The sequence below is a fragment of the Neglectibacter caecimuris genome, assembly GCF_034335015.1.
In the GTDB taxonomy this organism is placed as follows: domain Bacteria; phylum Bacillota; class Clostridia; order Oscillospirales; family Acutalibacteraceae; genus Acutalibacter; species Acutalibacter caecimuris_A.
In genome coordinates this window covers 205,257-227,195 of record NZ_JAWXXK010000004.1, presented here as the reverse complement: position 1 = coordinate 227,195, position 21,939 = coordinate 205,257, and the positions used below count along the sequence as shown (strand labels likewise).

The window sequence follows — 21,939 nt, the reverse complement described above, 5'->3', positions numbered from 1 at the left end:
CACAAATTCCTGTAAATTGCAAGCAAAAGCCCTTCCCGACCGGTTGACAGGAAAACGCGAACAAGATATCATAGAGCTTAGAAAATAAGCTTTGGGAAAGGTACTTTTATGAATCTCACCTTCCTGCTCTCCAACCCCTTGATCAATGTCAGCGTCGCGGCCTGGCTCAGCGCGCAGCTGATCAAAACACTGCTTGACGCGTTAAAGCACAAGCAGTTTGACCGCCGCCGTCTGGCGGGAGCCGGCGGAATGCCAAGCTCGCACTCCGCCGTTACCTGCTCCGTACTTTTAACAGCCTACTATCATTATGGCTTTGACTCCCCCATTTTTGCCCTTGCTTTTGTTTTGGCCCTCATCGTGATGTACGACGCCACCGGCGTGCGCTGGGCCGCCGGGCTCCACGCCAAGGCCATCAACCATATTGTGGCGTATTTAGAAAAGAACGATGGCGAGATGGATAAAAAGGCATTGCAGGATATGATCCCCCGCTTAAACGAATCCTTGGGCCACCGGCAAATCGAGGTCGCCTGCGGCGCGCTGCTGGGCTTCGGCATTGCCGTGATTGCTTATTTCTTTTTATAGAATACCCCCAATTTTATTGTCAAGTTTCGTCTGAAAAGCTCCTTGCAAAAAAAGCAGGGAGCTCCTTTTTTTCTGCTTCAAGCAACCAAGCTCTGTGAATTCCATTTTGCAACCAGCTTTGTTTGCTGAAGAGACTGCTTTTTTTAGAGAATATCATAGCAAGACCTTATAATTTATATTTTTCAGGAATATTTTAAGAAGTTTTGTTGACAAAGAGATTTTTCAGGCGTATTATCAGGGTAAAGAATAAGTCCTTAAGCTGGATTTATCTTACAGGACAAGCTGTAAAACAGCAGGGAGGTAATATGATGGCGACCGAAACTTACAAGGTAGTAGTGTACGGTGCAGATCTGCCGGGAGTGTTTGCTGCGGCAAAGGCCGCCGCTGAGCTTACCTCCAGTGCGGCAAACGGCAAGGTAGCCTTGATTGTTCCCTATCCGAAAACCACCTTTCAGAACCAGTCAGGCGGCTGGACGGAGGATTACCTGCTGGGTGGCATTATGACGGCCGGTGGGTTGAATTATTGGGATGATCGCGGATATCAAAGCACAACAGCCGCGAGTGCAAGTAGCGCGATTCAGCAGGGTTCGTACTTCTATTACAGAACCTCTTTGGGAGATGGCTTTAACCGCATTATGCTGTCAGATAAATGCCAAAACCTCCATGAACAACGCCAATGTAAAAGTTTTCTATGGGCAGGATATTTTCAGCTTTTCCGCTGGAGGCTCTCCCTACAAGATTAATTCTGTCACAATTTCCCCCATTCATCGAGACAGTACGGGAAATGTAGCTTGGACGAACACGGTCACAAAAACGACCTTGAACGCAACTGTGTTTATTGATGCCTCCACAGATGGGAGAATTGCGCGCAAAGCAAATTCCGCCTGTACTGTGGGACGTTACAGTTGGCCAGCCGATTATTTACCGACAGATGAAAGAGCGGCTACAGATTATGTAGGTAGACAGCAGGCGGCTACATTGATGATCAAAATGACTAATATTCACCCAACGATACATGGCGCATCTGGTGAGGGTGGTTTCAAATGCAAGCCAAACACAGAAATCCCTGTAGACTTATGGTCAAGTTCAAAAATTTATGCTGACCCAAATGACCGTATTGTTGCGTTTAACAATAAATACAAGGATACCGAAGGGATCATGATTAAGCCAGTAAATGCCGCAAGAAATGGCAATGGGACTGCCAGTGGTGGGAAATTGAGCGATGACTGGTGGGTCAACGGCATCTTGGTTTTTAATGTTGACGGACGTTCCCACTATCGCGACGATGCGGCAAACACCACCTTCAAGGTAACTCGTAAGTACAATTCCATGACCACCGACGAGGCATGGATCAAGGCAAAGAATTTTGTGAAACATCACAAGGCAGAATTGGAAAGAGCTTTCGCCGCATATGATGGTTTTGAGAATGTAAGTATTGTAACAGACCCCTGGGGAGACCCGGTAGTGGGAGATCAGTTGTACATTCGGGAAACGGTACATATGTCCATGGTTTCTTCCAATCGGGCACACGGAACTTATAATACTAATTACCAAATAACAGCTAACGAGGCTTTGGACGCAGGAACTTCGCCAACGACTGGCTTGGATAAAGGAAATTATGCCACAAGAATCGGTCTTGCTAAGTACGGTTGTGATATTCACCCCTATCAGCCCAGTGATTACATGAATAAAGAAGGAACCAAATATATTTGCGGCTTGGAATCTGCAAAAAGAATGTGGAACAAATATGCGGACAATCCGAAAAATCCATTATATGTTCCTTATGAGGTTCTGAGGACTAGCTATGTATCGAATCTGTTAATTCCTGGATATGCTGCAGGGGTCTGTTCCTATTCCTGGGGCGAGGTACGTGTTTTCTCCAATCTTAGTGTGTTAGGGGACGCTGCGGGAATCGCTGCGGGATATTGCTGTAATAACAGCATGCTGCCCTATGTAGTGCAGCAATCCACAACCGCCATAGCGGCGATACAAAACAAGATCGTGGCGGCACACGGCAGAATTAACAAATAAAGAAAACGGAGGGAAATTCCTATGAAAAAGCTTTTTTGCGTCTTATGTGCAATAACCCTGCTGCTTGCAATGTTTCCCTTGTCCGCCAGAGCGGCAGAAGATTTTTCAGAGTATGACTATTTAGGAAAGCCTGAGAATTGGCCGTATGCTCCCTATTATGGGAGAGGATTTCAATATCCCATAGGTGGAGGGTTGCTGTTTTGTGCAGATCGTGGAGATCACATTGAGATTTATGAGGCCCGTGGGCTGAAAGGCGATGTCATTATCCCGGAAACGATCCAGGGCAAACCTGTGGGCACTCTTTTCTTTGAAAATTATCCCAGCGTGGAAGGCTCACATTTTTTCTGCTTTGAATTGTGCGACGAACTCACGTCGTTAACACTGCCTGCCTCTCTAAAAGAATTGGATGTGTACCCGGATAATATTATTTATTCAATTTTTGGTGGCAAAAATCTGAAAGAATTGATTTTTCTGGGAGACGGGCCAGAATTACTTCCCTCCGGCTGTATCAGTTGCTTTGGAAACTTGGAGCGCGTTGTTCTTCCCAAAAAGGTTCGGGAAATGGAAGGCTTTTTTTCAGGAGTAGACCCGTATTCTGTTCAGGAAGGTTCCAATCTCCTGCAGGAAATTGTATTAAATCCTTCCAATCCCAGCTTTGCGAAAGATCAGCAGGGCATCATTTATAATAAATCACTGACAAAGCTGATTACCGCAGCAGAAGGAAGTGCAGGGCGTACAGAGCTTACTTTACCTCATACTGTAACAGAGATTGCTGAAAATGGTTTGAGTCCGAATCAAGAACTTGAGCGAATCTACGGCGGTGAAAACGTGACGAGAATGAGAAAGGACGAGCTCATCGGCTGCAAAAATCTGAATCCCTTTGAGGACACCTATGGCCATTGGGGAGAGGAAAGCGCCAAGTGGGCGTTCCAGAATCAGGTGTTTTCCGGTACAAGGCCTTTCCGGTTCAGTCCGGAGGGGAAAATGACCCGGGGCATGATGGTTTCGGTGCTGTACCGTATGGAGGGAAGCCCCGATCCCGGTTGGGGCAGCCCGTTCCCGGACGTACCGGCGCCCATGTACTACGCGAAGCCCATCAAGTGGGCCTCTGCAAACGGGATCGCCGTGGGGTATTCCGAAAGTCGCTTCGCGCCGGAGGAACAGATCAGTCGGGAGCAGATGGCAAGCATGCTGTACCGCTATGCCCAGCGGAAAAAGGAGCCGATGGATATCTCCGCCCGGGGAGGCCTGACCACCTTTACAGATCACAGAAAAATCAGCGATTACGCGGAGGAGGCCATGGCCTGGGCCGTGGGAGAGGGCTTCCTCTCCGGCAAGGGAGACGGCAGGCTGGATCCCCAGGGGACAGCCACCCGGGCCGAGGTGGCTTCCATGCTGCAACGGTTTTGGGGAAAGCAGACTCCGATCGATGAGTAAGTAAGCTTAAAATTGAGTAGAGTTTGAGAAAGGGAGCGGCTTATTTTGCCGTTCCCTTTCTCTTTCACTCTTAGAACCTGTATTCACAACCTGCAAACGCCGTCTGAGCGGCCTTTTTCGTGTTGCTCGTCGTTAAATTTGCTTGCCATACGGCAGTATGCCTGCCCAAATTTGCCTAGAGCAACACGAAAAATTCTCGCTCATCCGGCGTCTTCGGTTATGAATACAGGTTCTTAAAGCTCTTCTCTGTTCCCGCTCATCATTCGGTGAAGCTGCAAAAGACTGCACAGGCCTTCCTTTTGCCAGCGGCAGCCGCCGCAAACTGCCTGAAAGTCTTGTTCTGTCAGCAGAGAAAGACGGCTTTTTGCCTGTGCCCAGGTCAATTCCTCACCGGGCGAGAGACGCAAGACCCGCAGCGCCGCAAGGTCCCTTTTTTCCACGTCCTCGGTACTTAGGACGCAGCCGCCTTCCGCTGTTCTGTTGGGGCAGGCGGCGCAAACCTCGTCCGCGCCGATGAAAACAGAAAGCCTTTCCCCATTTTGCATCGCCCGGATAAGCTCCGTCATTTTCTGCGTAAAGCTTTCACTGTAGCCGTGCCCGGAAAACAGGGCCGTACAAAGCAGATGATGTCCCCGCAGCTTCATTCGCCCACCAGCCTTGCCTTTTTCAGGCTGTACTTCACCGCCTCCGCCGCCAGATAAGCCGCCGCTGCGGAAACCACGTCCTTCAAAAGATAAGGAGCGGAAGCCAGCAAAAAGGCCTGCCAGGGAGAAATTGCGGAGAGCAGAGCAAATTGAACCGCGCCGCACAAATGACATACGCCAAGGCCGGCGATCCCCAGAGCGATCGCCGAAGCCCGATGCTTCCGGTGGGTCCCCAGTCCGGCAAGAAAAGCCATAAACAGAAAGCCCCACAAATAGCCGCCGGCAAGGCCCGCAAATGCTCCTACGCCGCCGCTGAAGCCGGCGAAGACAGGCACCCCCACGGCACCTATGGCAAGATAGACGACAACGGACAAAAGCCCCAGCCTGGGGCCCAGCACAAAACCGCACAGAGCAACAGCAAAGGTCTGCAGCGTTACCGGTATTCCAGAGGGCAGCGGAAAAGAGATTTGGGAAAGCACCGCAAGCATTGCGGCGAATACTCCTGTCATCACAATTTTCCGAACTTTATTTTGAACTTCCATTTTCATAGCTCATTCCTTTCCTCTCTCCCGCTCTTCTCGCAGGCTCTCCAAAAAATCTTTATCGATAGCCACTTCCCCAGCCGTGAAGGCTGCCTGCTCCCCGTTTTCCAAAGAAACAAGGAGCCGGGCTTCCTCATCGATTCCCCGTACCGTGCCGGAAAGCTCTTTCTTTCCGCAGATAAAACGGATCTTTTTCCCTGTGAGCAAAGACCGATTTCTGTATTCCGATAAAAAGGGCCGCTTCTCCAGGTTTTGATAAAATCCGAAAAAGCTGTTCAGGATCTCCGCGGCCAGGGCGGCCCTGATCCCGGGCGGCGGCGCCTCCGTTTCCTGATAAACGGCCCCGGCTATTTCCTTCAGTTCCCCCGGAAAGCCGCCCTCGGGCTCCTGAAGGTTTACACCGATCCCCAGCACCGCATAGTGCAAGCCATTGGTTTCAAAATCGATGGAGGCTTCCGTCAGAATGCCGCAGATCTTATAACCGTTCAAATACACATCGTTGACCCATTTGATCATTGCTCTGCGGCCCGTTACCCTTTCCACCGCCTCGGCTACTGCCACCGCCGCCGCAGTGGTGATGGAAAGGGATTCCTCGGCGGAAAACCGGGGCCGCAGCAGAATGCTCATGTAAAGCCCTGTTCCCCGGGGAGAAGCAAAGGAGCGACCCAGCCTTCCCTTTCCCGCTGTTTGCCGTTCGGCGATCAGTACGTGACCTTCTTTTTCCCCCTGCTCCGCAAGCTCCTTCAAAACCGTATTAGTGGAGGTGACCTCTTCCCGTATGTCCACAGTAACACATTGCGCCGCTCCGGATAAACGGCGGCATACATTTTCCGCAAGAAGCGCATCACTTTCTGAAATCAGCTCATAGCCGAGATTTGTGCGGGCCCGTATTTCATATCCGGCCGCCTGCAGCTTCTTCACAGCCTTCCACACGGCATTGCGGCTGACCTTCAGTCTCTTCGCCATTTCTTCTCCCGATAAGGGGCCGCCGCTTTCTTTGAGCAGCGCTAAAACCATGCCGGAAAAATCCAAGCTTTCCCCTCCCTTTGTTTTTGCTTTCCTCTTTCTTTTTTCAAAGAATAGCACAGCGAAAGCATATTGTCAACCTAATATTTTATAATCGGTGACAATGAGGACAAAATAACAACGGGATCTCTCCCGTTGTTATTTTAAAGCTGATTCCTTTTTCTCTGAAAATCGGGCACTCCAAAATTTATTCTTAAGCTCCCGGCTTAAAGCTGTCCTTCAACTTGACGGAACGGTTGAACACCAGATGACCCGGAGCGCTGTCCCGGTTATCCATACAGAAATACCCCTGCCTCATAAACTGGAAGCTTTCTCCCGGCTTTGCGTCCTTCAAAGAGCTTTCCAGCTTGCAGCCGGAAAGAACGGTGAGGGAATCTCCATTCAAATACTCCAGGAAATTCCCATCATCAGGGTTTTCCACAGTAAACAGGTTGTCATACAGACGCACCTCGGCATCCAGGGCGGTAGCGGCGTCTACCCAATGCAAAGTGGCTCCCTTCACCTTTCTGCCGTCCGCCGGATCTCCGCCGCGGCTTTCGGGATCATATTCCGCCCGAACTTCTACAACATTTCCCTGATCGTCTGTTTCAAACCCGACGCATTTGATCAGATACGCGCCCTTCAAACGGCATTCCGGCCCTTCCGGATACAGCCGCTTATACTTGGGAACAGGCTCCTTGAGAAAATCCTCTCTTTCGATCCAGATCTCTCTGGAGAAGGAGACCTCTCTGGTTCCCTCCTCCGGCTTGTTCGGATTGTTTTCCACAGCCAGGTTCTCGCTTTCTCCTTTCGGGTAATTGACAATGATCAGCTTCACAGGATCCAGTACTGCCATGACCCTGCGAGCGTTCCAGTTCAGATCCTCCCGCAGGCAATGCTCCAAAAAGGCATATTCCACGGTGGAATTCACTTTGGAAACGCCGTTTCTCTCACTGAAATTCCGAATGGAGACAGGAGTATAGCCCCGGCGGCGCAAGCCGCAGATAGTGGGCATACGGGGATCGTCCCAGCCACTTACATAGCCGCCCTCCACCAGTGCTCTCAGCTTTCGCTTGCTCATGACCGTGTTGTTGATCCCCAGCCGGGCAAACTCGATCTGACGGGGCTTTGAGGGCAGGGTCACATTCTGGATCACCCAGTCATAGAAGGGCCGGTGATCCTCAAATTCCAGAGAACACAGAGAATGGGTAATGCACTCCATCGCGTCCTCAAAGGGGTGGGCGTAATCGTACATGGGATAAATGCACCACTTGTCCCCGGTACGGTGATGACGGGAATGGTTGATGCGGTAGATCACCGGGTCGCGCATGTTGAAGTTGCCGGAGGCAAGGTCGATTTTGGCCCGAAGGGTCATTTTGCCGTCCTCAAACTCCCCTGCCCGCATTCGGCGGAACAGGTCGAGGCTTTCCTCCCGGGGGCGGTCCCGATAAGGGCTTCTGGCGGGAGTGGTCAAATCGCCGCGCATTTCCTTCATTTCCTCGGGGGTCAGCTCACACACATAGGCAAGGCCCTTTTCGATCAGCTCCTCCGCCCCCTTGTACATATCTTCAAAATAATCGGAGGCATAATAGAAGCGATCCTCCCAATCGTAGCCCAGCCAGTGGATATCCTCTTTGATGGCATCCACATATTCCACATCTTCCTTGGTGGGGTTCGTATCATCCATGCGGAGATTGCAGATACCGCCGAAGCGCTGTGCCGTGCCGAAATCCACATAAATCGCCTTGGCGTGGCCAATGTGCAGGTAGCCGTTGGGCTCCGGAGGGAACCGGGTATGGACCTTCATTCCCTCTGTACGCCCGCCGGAGCTCATATCTTCTTTTACAAAATCGTCGATGAAGTTTGTAGAAGCCACTTCATGGATCGCTTTTTCTTCGCTCATTGTTTTCCCTCTTTTCTTACAGGAGAATTCCCCTAAAACTTTTCAAGTCCCGCTTTCAGTCTGCGCAGGGCTTCTTCCTTTCCCAAAAGGGTCAGGATCTCCATGGCGCCGCCCGGTGTGACAAGGGTGCCTGCCGACGCGATCCGCACCGGCCACAGCAGCGTGCCGTTTTTCACTTCCAGACGCTCCGCCAGGCCGATCAGGCATTCGTGGATCGCGGTAAGCTCCCAATTCGGAAGCTGCTCCAGCACCTCGATGGCCTCCCGGAGCATCTGCGGGGAATTTTCCGAATCTGTTTTGCTTTTTTTATTGGTGAAGAACTCTACCGGGTATTCCGGCAGTTCCTTGAAAAAGGACAAAAGCGCAGGAATCTCCCGGAATTTTGTAATGCGGGCCTGCAAAATGGAGTGGAGAACTTCCCAGGGCTTCTCCTGCTCCCCGAACACCTCCCGGTAGTAGGGCATCGCATGAGAAAGGAATTCCTCCTCGTCCATAGCCTTTATATATTCGCCGTTGAACCAGGCAAGCTTATCATAATCAAATACCGCCGGAGATTTGCTGATTCCCTCCACAGAAAAGCTCTTTGTCAGCTCTTCCAGAGAAAAGATCTCCTGGTTATCCTTGGGGCACCACCCCAGCAGGGCAATATAATTTGTGATCACGGCGGGAAGATAGCCCTCCTCTACCAGCCCTTCAAAACTGGTGGAGCCATGGCGCTTGGAAAGCTTCGACACACTGCCGTCCTCGTTTCTGCCCATGATCAGGGGCAGATGGATATAGGTGGGGATCTCCCAGCCGAAGGCCTCATACAGCAGATTGTATTTGGGAGTGGAGGTCAGATACTCGCTTCCCCGCACCACATGGGTGATGTGCATCAGGTGATCGTCGATCACGTTGGCGAAATTATAGGTGGGATAGCCGTCCGCCTTTAAGAGGATCTGATCCTCGATCTCTTTGTTTTCAATGGTGATCTCCCCGAACACGGCGTCCTGAAAGGTGGTGGAGCCGGTAAGCGGCACCTTCTGGCGGATCACGTGGGGCGTGCCCGCGTCCAAAAGGCGCTGTACCTCTTCCTTCGGCAGCTCCCGGCAGTGCCTGTCATAGCCGCCGAGGCCGTTTTCATCGTGAAGAGACTCCAGCCGCTCCTTGGAGCAGAAGCAGTAGTAAGCTTTCCCCTCTTTTACCAGCTGCTCCGCGTAAGGACGGTACAACTCTTTTCGCTGGCTTTGAACATAAGGGCCGAATTCACCGCCGATATCCGGGCCCTCATCGTGCAGAAGACCCACCTGCTTCAAAGTGTTATAGATCACGTCCTCCGCGCCTTCCACCAGGCGCTCCCGGTCCGTATCCTCGATCCGCAAAACGAATTGCCCGCCCTGAGACTTTGCCACCAGATATTCATACAAAGCCGTGCGTAAATTCCCCACATGCATAAAACCCGTGGGGCTGGGCGCAAATCTTGTCCGAACTGAAGCCATAGGTTTTCCCTCTTTCGCAAAAAATCATATTCTATTATATAGCAAACCTGTTTCTTTTCGCAATAGAAATCTGTATTTTCTCCGCTTCGTTCGGCAAATTTGTGTTTTTTCCCTGCCAAAGACTTAGAAAAACGTGGTAAAATAGGCTTGTAATTCTCAAGAGATCCCCTGCTGTTTCAAATATTCCACATACTCCTCCAGACAGAGATCCAAGCGCGTCATTTCCCGAGCGTGCTTCTTTCCCACGTACCGATAATGCCAGCTTTCCCGGTCGATACCGGTGATTTCCGTCTTACTTTTTTGATACCGCTGCACAAAGCCGTATTCCACAGCGTGAACGGAAAGCCACCGGTAGGCCTTGCTCTCTTCAAAATTGTCGCTTACATCATTTAGATCAACGGCCAGGCCGGTGTGGTGCTCGCTGTAGCCGGGATGGGCCACGGTACGCAATGCGTCCTTTTCCGCCTCCTCCCGATTTAAACCGCTCTTCAAATTTTCACGGATCGCCCGCTCCAAAACGATCTCCTGCTGCCCCACACTGCGGTAGCCCGACACCACCCAAAACCACACATCGTCTTCGGCAGCTGCCTGAAACATTTCGGAAAGCGCCTGGTAGGCCCGCAGGTCCACCTGCTCATCATCGATCATTTTGGGGGTGACGGTCCAGTCCTCCGGCAGCGGGATCTGATCGTTTACCAGCACAAGCAGCGGGTCGGACAGCTGCGTGTATTCCTCCGGCTCTTGCTGAACGCCCGCCGCCGTCTGCGCGGCTTCCCGGGTATCGAGAACTCCCAGATAATTGATAAAAAGGCTGAGAAAAACCGAAAAAAGAATCACCGCGCCGGAAGCGAATTCTATTTTAGGAGCCCTTTGACCTGTTCTTTTCATTTCCTTCTCCCCCTTTTTCTTCTCTCTGCCTATTCTAACCAAACTCCGCATATTCATCATAAACGAAAGCTTTCAGGCAACACCGCACAAAGACCGGCCAGAGGCCTTTGTACACAATTTGCTTGCATATTTTCGTCATAATGCACATCTTTCGCTTGCCAATCGCAAGATTGCCTGCACTCAATCTGTGCACTCTGACGAAAAATCTGACTGTGAAACTTGCGCACAATCTTTGTGCGGTGTCGCCTCAAGTTTTTATCAAGCCATTCTCAGCGGCACAAAGGAGGAACTTACCCATGAAAAAAATTTTTGTCTGTGGAAACCGGGAAACCTATCGAAATTATGCGGAAACCTTACAATTCTGTGGAGCCATGGGAATCTTTTCGGAAAACACCCAATATGCCGGAGATTGCGACGCGCTTTTACTTCCGGGAGGAGCGGACATTGACCCCGCCCTTTACGGCGCTGAAAATCTGGGAAGCAGGGGAATCGACAGGGAAAGGGATCTGAAGGAGCTGCGGCTGGTAAAGGATTTTTGCAAAACGGAGCGCCCGATCCTGGGGATCTGCAAGGGGCTGCAAATTCTCAATGTAGCCTTCGGCGGCAGCCTCATTCAAGAGCTCCCCACAGCCAGCGCTCACAGGTGGGAGGAGGCCACAGGAGACAAGGTGCACTCCGTAACAGCCTCCCCAAATGGATTTCTTTTCCCCCTGTACGGGGAATGCTTTTCGGTGAACAGCGCGCACCACCAGGCCGCAGACCGGCCTGCTTCCGGGTTTTCCATTGCCGCTCGGGCCGCGGACGGCGTGATAGAAGCCCTGGAATACCCTGCCAAAAAGATTTACGCCGTACAGTGGCACCCAGAGCGAATGGCTTTTCGGAAGGCAAGAAAGGACACGGCAGACGGGCGCCGCCTGTTCGATTTTTTCCTTTCTCTATGCTGAAATACCGTTTTCCTGTGGACCGGACCGCAAAAAAGAATTGCCTGTTCCGGCAAAATTCTCCCTTGACAACAAGTGGGGCTGATGGTATAATTTTCAGCGTTGGTTATGCGCGAGTGCTGGAACTGGCAGACAGGCACGTTTGAGGTGCGTGTGTCTACGACGTACGGGTTCAAGTCCCGTCTCGCGCACCAAAAGCCGGAGGCTTTTCCCAATAGGGGAAAAGCCCCCGGCTTTTTTGTAAAAATATTTCAAAAATCGGTGGTGCTTTTATGGACAAGCTTTTACTGGTGGACGGCAGCAATCTGCTGTTTCAAATGTTTTTCGGTATGCCCGCGCGGATCGTAGGCAAAAACAGCAAGCCGATCCAGGGTGTGCTTGGCTTTGTGGGGGCGCTACTGAAAATTATTAAAATGACAGAGCCGACCCACATCGCCGTGCTGCTTGACGGAGAGCATGAAAACGGCCGCTCTCTGCTCGATCCCGCATACAAGTCAAACAGAGCCGATTACGGTGAACTGCCGGAGGAGGAGAACCCCTTTTCCCAGCTGCCTGCCGTTTATGCCGCTCTGGATTATCTCGGGATCAAATGCTCGGAAGCCGATTCCTGCGAAGCGGACGACGTGATCGCCGGATACGCGCTTACCTGCGGAAAATATTGTGAGGTCGTAATTTCCTCTTTTGACAGCGATTTCTTTCAGCTGATCTCCCCCAGGGTATCGGTGCTTCGCTACCGGGGAAAAGACACCGTGCTCTGCACGCCGAAATGGTTTGAGGAAAAGTTCGGGATCACGCCCGCGCAGTATGCGGATTTCAAAGCGCTTACCGGGGACAGTGCCGACGCCATTAAGGGCGCGGAACAGGTGGGCCCAAAGACAGCCGCCGCTCTGCTTCGGGAATTTGGAACCCTTCAAGACCTTCTGCAAAACGCGGAAGCTGTGAAAAAGCCTTCTGTAAGGGAATCGATCCGCAAAAACGCTGACAGGCTGAGGATCAATTACAGGCTTATCAAGCTTACCAACGCCGCTCCCCTGCCCTTTTCTTTGGACGAGCTCGCGTATCGCCCTTCCGAAATCACCACCACTGAGGTACTGCGGGGGATCGGGCTGAAGTAAAAGCTTCTTTCAAACCCCTTTCAGGCCTTGGGAGCAATGGTAAACCGCCAGGGAAAATCCACCGCTTCCTCCGCGTAATCGATTCCGATCCGTTTGCTGACTTGTATCTCAAGCTTCTGCTTATCTGCGGAACAATCAGGAAGCCCCGCTTCCGAAAGCCTGCCGCATACCTCAAGCTCCGGAGAACCGAAAGGCAGGGCGTTTAGGCTTCTGTCGATTTTCAGCCCGGCGCAGAGCTTTCCGGGGCCGTTTAAGAAGTTTTTCCGCTGATAGGCCGTAAGCTCCTCCGCATCGCGGCCAAAGCGATTTTTGGCGATCTCGTTCAGGCCGTACCTTGGCTCCACGGCCCGGATCAGTACCGCTGCGGGTTCCCCTTCCGGCTCCGTGACAAGGTTCAGGCAGCAATGCATGCCGTAGATCAAATAGACATATACGGTTCCCGGCGGGGCAAAGAGTACCTTTGTTCGCTCCGTTTTGCGGTACTGGTAAGCGTGGCAGGCCTTATCCATTCGCCCGATATAAGCTTCCGTTTCCGTGATCCGGGCCGCTAAAACCACTTCGCCGTACCGCCGGACCAAATACTTTCCAAGCAGCGATCTGGCAACCTTCACCGTATCGCCGGCAAAAAATTCCTGGGTAAGAGCCATAGTTACGTTCCCTCCCTCTTCTTCTTTTTATTATAACTTTTTTTACCCCTCTTGTCATTTCCTTTTCCCGGCAAATTGACAGGCGATGCGCGGAATGGTAAGATACCTATAGCGAAAGCTTTATATGACCTTTTACTTTTTGAGAGGAGCTGCGATGTATGGAACTGCAAAAAAGAAAAGATATTCCGGCAGAGCTTACCTGGGATCTTTCCGCTATTTATGAAACCGAGGAAGCCTGGGCTGCTGATGTGGAAAAGATGGAAGCCCTTACCGCAAAATTGGAACGGGACTATCGGGGAAAGCTAAACACGCCGGAAGCTATCAACGCCTGTTTGGATATCCTTCGGGAGCTGTATGAGATTTTGATTCCAGCCAGCACTTACCGGGACCTGGCGGCCTCGGTGGATTACAGTGACGCCGCGCTTCAGGAGCAAAATGAAAAAATGTCTCAACTGGTTTCCCAAACGCTCAGCCGCCTGAGCTTTATCAACAGCGAGATCATCGAACAGGACGAAGAGGTTTTGCGGGAAGCCATTGCCTCCGGCGGCGGAAACAGCGGCTATCTCAGCGACCTGCTCCGGCAAAAGCCTCACCAGCTTCAGCCGGAAACAGAGCGGGTGCTCACTGCCCTTTCCCCCTCCTTCAACACGCCCTATCAGGTGTACAACATGGCGAAGCTGGCGGATATGCGCTTCCCCACTTTTTCCGCCGGAGGCCAGGAATTTCCCTTGGGCTATTCCCTTTATGAGGACGATTATGAGTACGACCCCCGCACCGAGGTGCGCCGGAACGCTTTTACCGCTTTTTACGGCAAGCTGCGGGAATACGAAAACGTCACCGCGGCGGCTTACCAGAGCCAGGTACAGACAGAAAAGACTATGGCCACTCTGCGCGGCTTTTCCTCTGTTTATGACAGCTTGCTGTTCGACCAAAAGGTCTCAAGGGAACTGTATGACCGACAGATCGATCTCATTATGGAAAAGCTGGCCCCGCACATGCGGAAATACGCCAAGCTGCTTCAAAAGATCCACGGCCTCGATTCCATGACTTACGCCGACCTGAAGCTGGCGGTGGACCCGGAATACGACCCGAAGGTGACCATCGAGGAATCCAGGGAATACATCGAGAAGGGCCTTTCCATCATGGGCGAAGAATATCAGGAAATGATCCGCACCGCCTATCGGGAACGGTGGGTGGATTTTGCCCAAAACCAGGGAAAATCCACCGGAGGCTTCTGTGCCAGCCCCTATGGCAGCCATTCCTTTATCCTTCTGACCTGGCATGACAGAATGTCCGATGTGTTTACCCTGGCCCATGAGCTGGGGCATGCCGGGCATTTTAAGAGCTGCAACGCCGCACAGTCTGTATTTGACACGGAGGTATCCACCTATTTTGTGGAGGCGCCCTCCACCATGAACGAACTGCTGATGGCTCATTACATGCTGAAAACCAACCCTGATAAGCGCTTCCGCCGGTGGGTATTGAGCTGTATGATCGGCAACACCTACTACCACAATTTCGTCACCCATCTGCTGGAGGCCGCTTATCAGCGGGAGGTCTACCGTATCATCGACAACGGCGGCAGCGTACAGGCGGAAACCCTGAACCGTATCATGCGGGAAACCCTTACGAAATTCTGGGGGGACGCGGTGGAGCTGCCCGAGGGCGCAGAGCTCACCTGGATGCGCCAGCCCCATTACTACATGGGCCTGTACTCCTATACCTACAGCGCTGGGCTGACCGCTGCCACCCAGGCGTGCAAGCGGATCGAAGCCGAAGGCCAGCCCGCGGTAGAGGACTGGAAAAGGGTCCTTGCCGCCGGAAGCACCAAAACCCCGCTGGAGCTTGCCAAAATGGCAGGCGTGGATATTTCCACAGACGCACCCCTGCTGGACACTATTGAAACCATCGGCGGCATAATCGAAGAGATCTGCCAGCTGACGGAGGAGCTGGGTTAACTGACTCTTTTTTCCGTGTAAAAAATGAAGCAGCTGCTGCAAAATTTAACGTTTTGCAGCAGCTGCTTTGCTTTTTTGATGCTGGACGGTGGATACAATGAGCAATTAGGAATGAGAAATGAGCAATTATAAGGGCAAGGGCAAAATAGTAAATTATAGGGAGTCTCTAAAAACTCAGGAAAATGCACTTGTAAAGTCTGAAAAGGCCGATTTTTCTAAATCGTTTCATCGGAACAATGAGTTTTTAGAGGTTACCTATAGTTTGCACACAGTTCCCCACTGTCATTCTGAGGAACGAAGTGACGAAGAATCTCGCCCTTTATTTCCCCGCAAAAGGATAAAGGACGAGATTCTTCGCCGAGAAAGCAAGGTTTCCTTGCTTTCTGTTCAGTAATGACAGGCGGAAGGTGAACGGGTAACCGCTAAATTCCAATTTATTGAACTCCGTTCATGTCCTTAAATGCTCATTGCTAATTGCACACTGCACTCCTTACTTCTGCTACATATAGCAGAAGTACACCGTAGTACCCAAAACGGAATCGTGGTAGCTTTGGTAAACACCGCTTCCGGTGATGATGGAATTTTGGCCCACCACATTGGCCGGGCAGATGCTGCCGTGCTCCAGCAGATATTTGGCATTTGCTATCGTTCTGGAGTCCGGCTTTTTATTGATGGAACCGTCCCAGGTGGGCGAATACTGACCAGGCTGATAGATGACCTCCCGAATGGTGTTGGGATAATAGGAGCTTGCCACCCGGTTTAATACCACGCTGCCCACCATGCGCTGTACCCAATCGGGGATCCAGGTACAGCCCACCTCGGCATAGATCACCCGGGAAAGCAGATCCAGATCCTCCTGGGTATATTTCGGCCTGGCGTCAGCCGCCATGGCCTCCTTGATCTGCGCCGCCGTGGTGTAGCTGCTGAAATAAGATGTCTTTTTCTGAGAAAGCTTCAAAGAATCGATCTTCAGATTTCGCTGCTTCTCATAGATTGCGCCCACCTGCAGTGCATAAGCGCTGCCATCGTTCAACGCCCGCTGCATTGCCTGCATATAATCCGTATTCGGATCATACCCGGTCACGCTGATATAATCGCTGAGCCCGGCGGCGGAGGCGGGGATCCCTCCTACCAGAAAAACGGTCATTACAAGAGCCGCTGTCAGAAACAGTGATAAAATTCGTTTCATTGCGTTTTTTCTCCTTTCCAAAGAAGCTTGGTTTTGAATCAATGTCGTGCAATTCACGGCAAAACTCCATAGCGCTGATTTTACTTTGCGCTGAAAAACGGGAAAATATACCAGCACAGCTTCTTTTTGGTAAAAATTCATTTTCCTTATGCTTCTTTTTGTTCTGACCGCCCTCTATTTTATGTCACCCTGGTTTTGAATTTTGTCAAAGCCAGCCTTAATTTTCAGAGAAAAAATCGCAAAAAAAGAGAACACCCTGTCTCTCAAAAAGAGAAACAGAGTGTTCTTTGAGAAAAAAGAGGATTTATGCGTTCAAATTATCCAGCAGGGTTTGGAGCATTTCGGGCTGTACGGTATCGCCCGCGAACATCATTACACCCCGCAGAGGCATGGAATTCATCATGGCCTTCATGCCTTCGTCATCAAAGAGATCGCCGGCGTCCGGTCCACCGCCAGGCATCATGGCCTGCATCATCTGCCCCATTACCTGGGCTCCCTTGGGGTCCGCCATAATATCGCCCATGGTGCTGTTGATGGTAAACACCTTCTTGATCCGCGCGGTGGATTCCACAGTGACCGTGCCGGAAAGCTGGATATCCCGGCTGGATTTTCCGATATGAATGGTAAACTCACCGGTTTCCACGCGCCAATCGGCAAGCTCGGTATCATAGAAGGCAAAGGAACGCTTCTCCAGCGTAAAGCTCACGGTTTTTTCCTCACCGGGGGCAAGCTCTACCTTTTCAAAGCCCTTGAGCTCTTTTACGGGACGGATCACGCTGCTTTCGTTATCCTGAACATAGAGCTGCACGATCTCCTTGCCCGCTCTTTTCCCCACATTTTTCACCTTGACGGAAACCTGAAGCGTATCGGTATCCTTCAAAGAGGTTTTATCAAAGGTCAGATCGCTGTAAGCAAATTCCGTATAGCTCAGGCCGTGCCCGAAGGGGAACAACACCGGAAGGTTCTTCTTGTCGTAGTAGCGATAGCCTACAAAAATCCCTTCCCGGTATTCGGTACGGTCGCCCTCGCCGAAATAGTACAGATAGGAAGGGTTATCTTCCAGGCGGAGCGGGAAGGTCTCTGCCAGCTTACCGCTGGGGTTTACATCGCCGAACAAAATATCCACCGTGGCGCTGCCTACCGCCTCGCCGCCCAGATAGGCGTACAGCACGGCCTTTACGTCATTGATCCAGGGCATCTCGATGGGAGCGCCGCAATGGACCACGACCACTGTGTTCTTTTGGACCTTTACGACCTCCTCCACAAGCTTTTCCTGACAGGCGGGGATCTTCAGATCCTTCCGGTCAAAGCCCTCGGACTCCATGGAATCTGTAATGCCGATAAACAGCACAGCGCAGTCCGCCTCCCTCGCGGCCGTTACCGCCTCGGCAATCAACGCGTCATCGGGCTTTTGGGTATCCGTGGGATAGCCCTGGGCATAGGTCACAGACAGGCCCTGGGCCGCTTCCAGCGCGCCCACCACCTGATAGCTGTTCACGTGAGAGCTGCCGCCGCCCTGGAACCTGGGCAGCTCCGCAAATTTTCCGAGGAAGGCAACCTTCTTCTCCTTGGAAAGTGGCAAGATATTCCCCTCGTTTTTCAGCAGCACCATGGATTCCGCCGCCATTTGGCGGGCCTTTTCGTGGTCCCGCTCATACTGGAATTTCACACTGGGGTCCCGGTTTTCCAGATACTGATAGACAAACTTCAGTATGCGCTCCGCGGCAGTATCCACATCTTTTTCCGCAAGAGTGCCGTTTTTTACCGCCTCAATGATCTTTCGCGTATTTGTCGTACCGGGGCCGGGCATTTCCAGATCAAGCCCGGCGGCAACGCCCCTAGGCCGCTCGTTGACGGCGCCCCAATCGCTCATCACGGCTCCCTCAAAGCCCCACTCGTCCCGGAGGATCTCAGTAAGTAACCGATGGTTTTCGGAAGCGTAGGTGCCGTTCAGCTTATTGTAGGAGCACATAAAGGTCCAGGGTTGGGCCTCCTTCGCCGCTTTTTCAAAGGCGGGAAGATACAACTCCCGCAGGGTGCGCTCATCTACCACGCTGTCGCTGGTCAAACGGCGGTGCTCCTGAGAATTGGCGGCGAAATGCTTAATGCTGGTACCCACATGCTTGCTCTGTACGCCCTTGATATACGCGACGGCCATTTCCCCCGCCACATAGGGATCCTCGGAGAAATATTCAAAATTTCTTCCGCACAAGGGAGAGCGCTTGATATTCACGGCAGGCCCCAGCAAAACAGCCACGTCCTCCGCCTGACACTCTTCTCCCAAATATTCGCCGGATTCCCGGATCAAAGCCCGGTCAAAGGAAGAGGCGATGCAGGAGCCCGTGGGGTAGCTGATAGCCTTTACACTGGCGTTTAAGCCCAAGTGATCCGTATCCCCCGCCTGCTTCCGCAGGCCGCAGGGGCCGTCCGTCACCATGACCGCCGGGATCCCCAGGCGCTCCATGCCCCGGGTATGCCAAAAATCGGAACCGGAACAAAGCGAGGCTTTTTCTTCCAATGTCATTTCAGAAATGAGCTTTTTCAAATCCATCTGCTTCACTCTCCAATCAAAGATAGCGTTTAGATTTATTTTACTATTTTACGGAGATGAAGTCAATGTTTTTAGTTGTTTTATCACAAAAGGAAATTCACGACCGCGCCTGCCAAATGACACAGGGTAAACAGCACGGAAAACACCATGGCAAAGAGATTTTTCCTGTTCCAGGCGAATGTAAAAAAAGCCGCGCAGGGAAACAGGCACAGCGACAGAATAAGCGCCGGGCTTGTATTCCCGCTGTAATAGAGCACCCAGCTGAAAAAATAGCAGCCGCAGAAGGCCGCGGCCAGCCAAAAGGATTTTTTTCGGGAAAAGGGGGCTTCCGCAGAGCTATTCTTAAAGGCGCACAGGGAAACCGCCAAAAGCACCTGAAAACAGGAGGTCGCCAGATCCCAGCCGGGCGTATGGGATTCCGCCCGCAGGATATCTCTGGGAGCGGGAACGGAAAACCAAAGTATGTTGGGCAGCATGATCAAAAGAAACAGGCCAAGCCCCCAGGGGTCAAATCCAAATCGAAGGCCGATTTTTCGTGTCATTGTCATTCTTCCTTTCTCACGCAGGCAAGGAGTATACTTCCTGCAAAATCCGCAAAAGAAGAGAGGAGCGAAAACGCCTCTGCTCTGTCATTCTGCCAGCTCCTTGACCATGATGAAATCGTCCATCACATAGCCGGAGCCGATGTCTGTTTTCACCTTTTCCACCGTGCGGAAACCGTAATGCTCGTACACCTGCACGGCATGGGTATTGCCTTTGTTCACCGTCAGCCGTATTTTGGAAAGCCCCTCTTTCCTGGTTTCGTCTTCCACCAGGGCAAAGGCGGCCCTTACCGCCCCCTGGCCCCGGAACTCCGGCAGGAGGTAGACCTTGCTGAGAAACATCTCCTCCCTGCCCTCATACCGGGGAGAAAAGCCCACAAAGCCGGCGTTTTCCCCGCCGCATACCAGCAGATAATAGCGGTAATTCAGCGTGCTCATCTGCTCCTTTACCGCATGGGGAGACTGAAACTTTTCCAGCATATATTCCACCTGGCCCTTGGGGACCAGGGAATCATAGGTCAAATGCCAGACCCTTTCCGCAATCTTACACAGCGCTTCAATCTCTTCTTCCGACGCCATGGGCTTTAACCGCACTTCCATTTAATTTACCTCCCTTTCCCTGGTGGAACGCTCGCAGTAATTGCCCAAAAAGGAAAATCTGGGCAGCTCATCGTGAAGGGCGCAGATCAGGTTCAGCGCCTCTGTTTCATGGATGTTTCCGGTAAAGTCCAGGTAAAAGTCATAGGTAAAGGCCTTATCGGGAATGGGCTGGGACTCGATCTTCGTCATATTCAGGCCGCACAAAGCAAACCGCGCCAGCACCGTGTGCAGTGCGCCGGGCGTATGGGGCAGGGAAAAACAAAGACTGATCTTCTCCGCGTTCTCCGGGAAAATCGGTTCTTTGGAAATGATCACGAACCGCGTGGTATTGTCCTTTTCGTCCTGCACATTTTCCTCCAGAATGGAAAGCCTGTACTGCCGGGCCGCTTCCCTGGAGCAAAGGGCGGCAACGCCCTTTGGCTTTTGCTCCGCCACATATTTGGCCGCCGCCGCGGTATTGGAATATTCCACCGCCTTTAAGCCATGGCTTTCCAGATACTCGGCACACTGGGAAAGGGCCTGAGGGTGAGACACCACAGCGGTGACCGGCGTTTCTCTGTCGGCGGCGGCAAGGCAGTGCTCCACCCTTACCGCTTCTGCCCCTACAATGAAAAAGCGATACCGCAGGATCAGATCGTACACGCCGGTAACGGAGCCCGCGGCGGAATTTTCCACCGGCAGCACGCCAAACTGCGCCCGCCCCGCTTTTACGTCTTCAAATACCTGTTTCCAGGTAGGGGCGAAGGAAATGGGGGCCTCCCCAAAAAAGGACAGCGCCGCCTGATGGGAATAAGCTCCCTCCACGCCCTGGCACACTACCATTTCCGGGCGCTCCGGCATAACGCGGGAGGCTTCCCGCTCCAGCACGCGAAGCTCCTCCCCGCCGGAAAGCAGCTTGTGCTGCCGCATTCGGCTGATCGACATGATCGAGCGGTACAGCGCCTCCGCTTCAGCGCCGTAGTCCCCTCCCTTCTCCCGAACGCCCGCCAGAATTTCCTGCTCCCGTCCGGCATTGAGCACCGGCGCGCCCGCTTCCCGCTTCAGCGCCGCCACCTTTTCCGAGCATTGCATTCGCTTCAAAAACAGCGGCAAAAGCTTTCTATCTATCTCGTCTATTTCTTTTCGTACCTCCGCAAGCTTTTCCTGATATTCAGTGATCTCCATGCTTTCCTCCCGAAATGCCCCACAATGAATTTTGCTCTTCCCGAAGCTTCTCTTCCTTTGCCTCCTGATAAACCGATAAAAATAACTCATATACCGGCAAAAGGCTGATAAAAGACACGGTCAACAGCTTCGGCAGGCGGGGGCCGAAGAGCTCCTGCCCAAAATAATTGTCCCAGCCAACGCTGACCTGCTTGCGGTTATACCAGGGATCGATCACCGGTCCAAAGGAGCCCTTTGGGCGCTTGTATTCCTCTCCCCACAGGCGAAAGCCTTCGGGCAAACCCACCACCAGCCGCTCAAAGGCTTTCGGATCCCGGCCGATCCTCTGCCGGAACAGCTCGCCCTGCCTGGCGTTTCTTTCCCAAAAGCCAACTCCGTGCGAGGTGCCCTCTCGGTTCAGTTCAAACCAAAACACAGGGCCTTGATCGGAGGCGTTCTTCTCCTGAAGGGAAAACCAGAGATTATCCTGATAGGGCCCCCGTCCAAACAGCCGCCGGGCGTCCCGGTAAATGCGGGAAATGTGAAGCCGCAGATCCCTTTTTGGCAGCTTTTCCTTCAAAAGTCTCTCGGTTTCCCGTGCCAGCGCCTGAAAAGGCTTATTCAGCACGGCGGTAAATTCTTCCTTATGCGCCTGAAACCAGGGCCGCTGGTTGTTCAGGGTAAGCTCCCAAAGGAAGTCGATACTTTTGGGACTCAGCATTTCCATGAGGATCTCCTTTCTT

20 protein-coding genes and 1 tRNA gene are annotated in these 21,939 nt (G+C 52.3%); 8 read left to right on the top strand and 13 right to left on the bottom strand.

Features of this window, described 5'->3' with window-relative positions; genetic code table 11:
• Nucleotides 1-108: 108 nt before the first annotated feature.
• The 4 genes from U8T64_RS07365 to U8T64_RS07350 all read left to right on the top strand — a co-directional run bounded on the left by U8T64_RS07365 (nucleotide 109) and on the right by U8T64_RS07350 (nucleotide 4,050).
• Complete coding sequence (locus U8T64_RS07365; RefSeq protein WP_322182419.1) at nucleotides 109-582, top strand: divergent PAP2 family protein; 474 nt, start codon at nucleotides 109-111, stop codon at nucleotides 580-582.
• A 305-nt stretch (nucleotides 583-887) separates the two neighbouring features.
• Nucleotides 888-1,325, top strand: coding sequence for a hypothetical protein (locus tag U8T64_RS07360; protein ID WP_322182417.1), 438 nt, complete (start codon nucleotides 888-890; stop codon nucleotides 1,323-1,325).
• Nucleotides 1,246-2,613 (top strand): FAD-dependent oxidoreductase, encoded by a 1,368-nt coding sequence (locus U8T64_RS07355; protein ID WP_322182415.1) that lies wholly within the window; start codon nucleotides 1,246-1,248, stop codon nucleotides 2,611-2,613. The genes U8T64_RS07360 and U8T64_RS07355 overlap by 80 nt, the downstream gene beginning before the upstream one ends.
• Nucleotides 2,614-3,174: 561 nt before the next feature.
• A complete protein-coding gene (locus U8T64_RS07350) occupies nucleotides 3,175-4,050 on the top strand; it encodes an S-layer homology domain-containing protein (RefSeq protein WP_322182413.1) in 876 nt (291 codons plus the stop codon).
• A gap of 233 nt (nucleotides 4,051-4,283) precedes the next feature.
• Here U8T64_RS07350 and U8T64_RS07345 read toward each other — a convergent pair whose 3' ends face one another.
• The 6 genes from U8T64_RS07345 to U8T64_RS07320 form a co-directional block, all read right to left on the bottom strand.
• A complete protein-coding gene (locus U8T64_RS07345; protein WP_322182411.1) occupies nucleotides 4,284-4,694 on the bottom strand; it encodes a DUF1284 domain-containing protein in 411 nt (136 codons plus the stop codon).
• Complete coding sequence (locus U8T64_RS07340) at nucleotides 4,691-5,242, bottom strand: biotin transporter BioY (protein ID WP_322182409.1); 552 nt, start codon at nucleotides 5,240-5,242, stop codon at nucleotides 4,691-4,693. The genes U8T64_RS07345 and U8T64_RS07340 overlap by 4 nt, the downstream gene beginning before the upstream one ends.
• A gap of 3 nt (nucleotides 5,243-5,245) precedes the next feature.
• Nucleotides 5,246-6,268, bottom strand: coding sequence for a biotin--[acetyl-CoA-carboxylase] ligase (locus tag U8T64_RS07335; RefSeq protein WP_322182407.1), 1,023 nt, complete (start codon nucleotides 6,266-6,268; stop codon nucleotides 5,246-5,248).
• 187 nt (nucleotides 6,269-6,455) lie between these two features.
• On the bottom strand, nucleotides 6,456-8,144 hold the full coding sequence (locus U8T64_RS07330) for a glutamine--tRNA ligase/YqeY domain fusion protein (protein ID WP_322182405.1): 1,689 nt from the start codon (nucleotides 8,142-8,144) through the stop codon (nucleotides 6,456-6,458).
• Between the two features lie 32 nt (nucleotides 8,145-8,176).
• Nucleotides 8,177-9,622 (bottom strand): glutamate--tRNA ligase, encoded by a 1,446-nt coding sequence (gene gltX, locus U8T64_RS07325; protein WP_322182403.1) that lies wholly within the window; start codon nucleotides 9,620-9,622, stop codon nucleotides 8,177-8,179.
• 156 nt (nucleotides 9,623-9,778) lie between these two features.
• Complete coding sequence (locus U8T64_RS07320) at nucleotides 9,779-10,510, bottom strand: M15 family metallopeptidase (protein ID WP_322182401.1); 732 nt, start codon at nucleotides 10,508-10,510, stop codon at nucleotides 9,779-9,781.
• Nucleotides 10,511-10,806: 296 nt separating this feature from the next.
• On the opposite strand from U8T64_RS07320, the gene U8T64_RS07315 reads away from it, so the two are divergent.
• From U8T64_RS07315 to U8T64_RS07305, 3 genes are all read left to right on the top strand, one after another.
• Nucleotides 10,807-11,454, top strand: coding sequence for a gamma-glutamyl-gamma-aminobutyrate hydrolase family protein (locus tag U8T64_RS07315; protein WP_322182400.1), 648 nt, complete (start codon nucleotides 10,807-10,809; stop codon nucleotides 11,452-11,454).
• 107 nt (nucleotides 11,455-11,561) lie between these two features.
• A tRNA-Leu gene (locus tag U8T64_RS07310) sits at nucleotides 11,562-11,645 on the top strand.
• A gap of 78 nt (nucleotides 11,646-11,723) precedes the next feature.
• Nucleotides 11,724-12,566, top strand: coding sequence for a 5'-3' exonuclease (locus U8T64_RS07305; RefSeq protein WP_322182398.1), 843 nt, complete (start codon nucleotides 11,724-11,726; stop codon nucleotides 12,564-12,566).
• 20 nt (nucleotides 12,567-12,586) lie between these two features.
• Here U8T64_RS07305 and U8T64_RS07300 read toward each other — a convergent pair whose 3' ends face one another.
• Nucleotides 12,587-13,213, bottom strand: coding sequence for a DNA-3-methyladenine glycosylase (locus U8T64_RS07300; RefSeq protein WP_322182397.1), 627 nt, complete (start codon nucleotides 13,211-13,213; stop codon nucleotides 12,587-12,589).
• A gap of 158 nt (nucleotides 13,214-13,371) precedes the next feature.
• Here U8T64_RS07300 and pepF point away from each other — a divergent pair, with 158 nt between their 5' ends.
• Nucleotides 13,372-15,171 carry an oligoendopeptidase F gene (gene pepF, locus U8T64_RS07295; protein ID WP_322182395.1) on the top strand — a complete coding sequence of 600 codons (1,800 nt, stop codon included), beginning with the start codon at nucleotides 13,372-13,374 and terminating at the stop codon, nucleotides 15,169-15,171.
• Between the two features lie 499 nt (nucleotides 15,172-15,670).
• Here the strand turns inward: pepF and U8T64_RS07290 are convergent, their stop codons facing one another.
• From U8T64_RS07290 to U8T64_RS07265, 6 genes are all read right to left on the bottom strand, one after another.
• Entirely contained in the window at nucleotides 15,671-16,360 is a 690-nt protein-coding gene (locus tag U8T64_RS07290) for a cell wall hydrolase (protein WP_322182394.1), read from the bottom strand.
• A gap of 304 nt (nucleotides 16,361-16,664) precedes the next feature.
• Nucleotides 16,665-18,911, bottom strand: coding sequence for a glycoside hydrolase family 3 C-terminal domain-containing protein (locus U8T64_RS07285; protein ID WP_322182393.1), 2,247 nt, complete (start codon nucleotides 18,909-18,911; stop codon nucleotides 16,665-16,667).
• Nucleotides 18,912-18,994: 83 nt separating this feature from the next.
• Nucleotides 18,995-19,453 carry a hypothetical protein gene (locus U8T64_RS07280; protein ID WP_322182392.1) on the bottom strand — a complete coding sequence of 153 codons (459 nt, stop codon included), beginning with the start codon at nucleotides 19,451-19,453 and terminating at the stop codon, nucleotides 18,995-18,997.
• Between the two features lie 87 nt (nucleotides 19,454-19,540).
• Entirely contained in the window at nucleotides 19,541-20,053 is a 513-nt protein-coding gene (locus U8T64_RS07275; RefSeq protein ID WP_322182391.1) for a GNAT family N-acetyltransferase, read from the bottom strand.
• Nucleotides 20,054-21,217 (bottom strand): prephenate dehydratase, encoded by a 1,164-nt coding sequence (pheA, locus tag U8T64_RS07270; RefSeq protein ID WP_322182390.1) that lies wholly within the window; start codon nucleotides 21,215-21,217, stop codon nucleotides 20,054-20,056. It abuts the gene before it with no gap.
• Nucleotides 21,204-21,923, bottom strand: a complete 720-nt coding sequence (locus tag U8T64_RS07265) for a DUF2461 domain-containing protein (protein WP_322182389.1) — start codon at nucleotides 21,921-21,923, stop codon at nucleotides 21,204-21,206. The genes pheA and U8T64_RS07265 overlap by 14 nt, the downstream gene beginning before the upstream one ends.
• Nucleotides 21,924-21,939 lie beyond the last annotated feature (16 nt).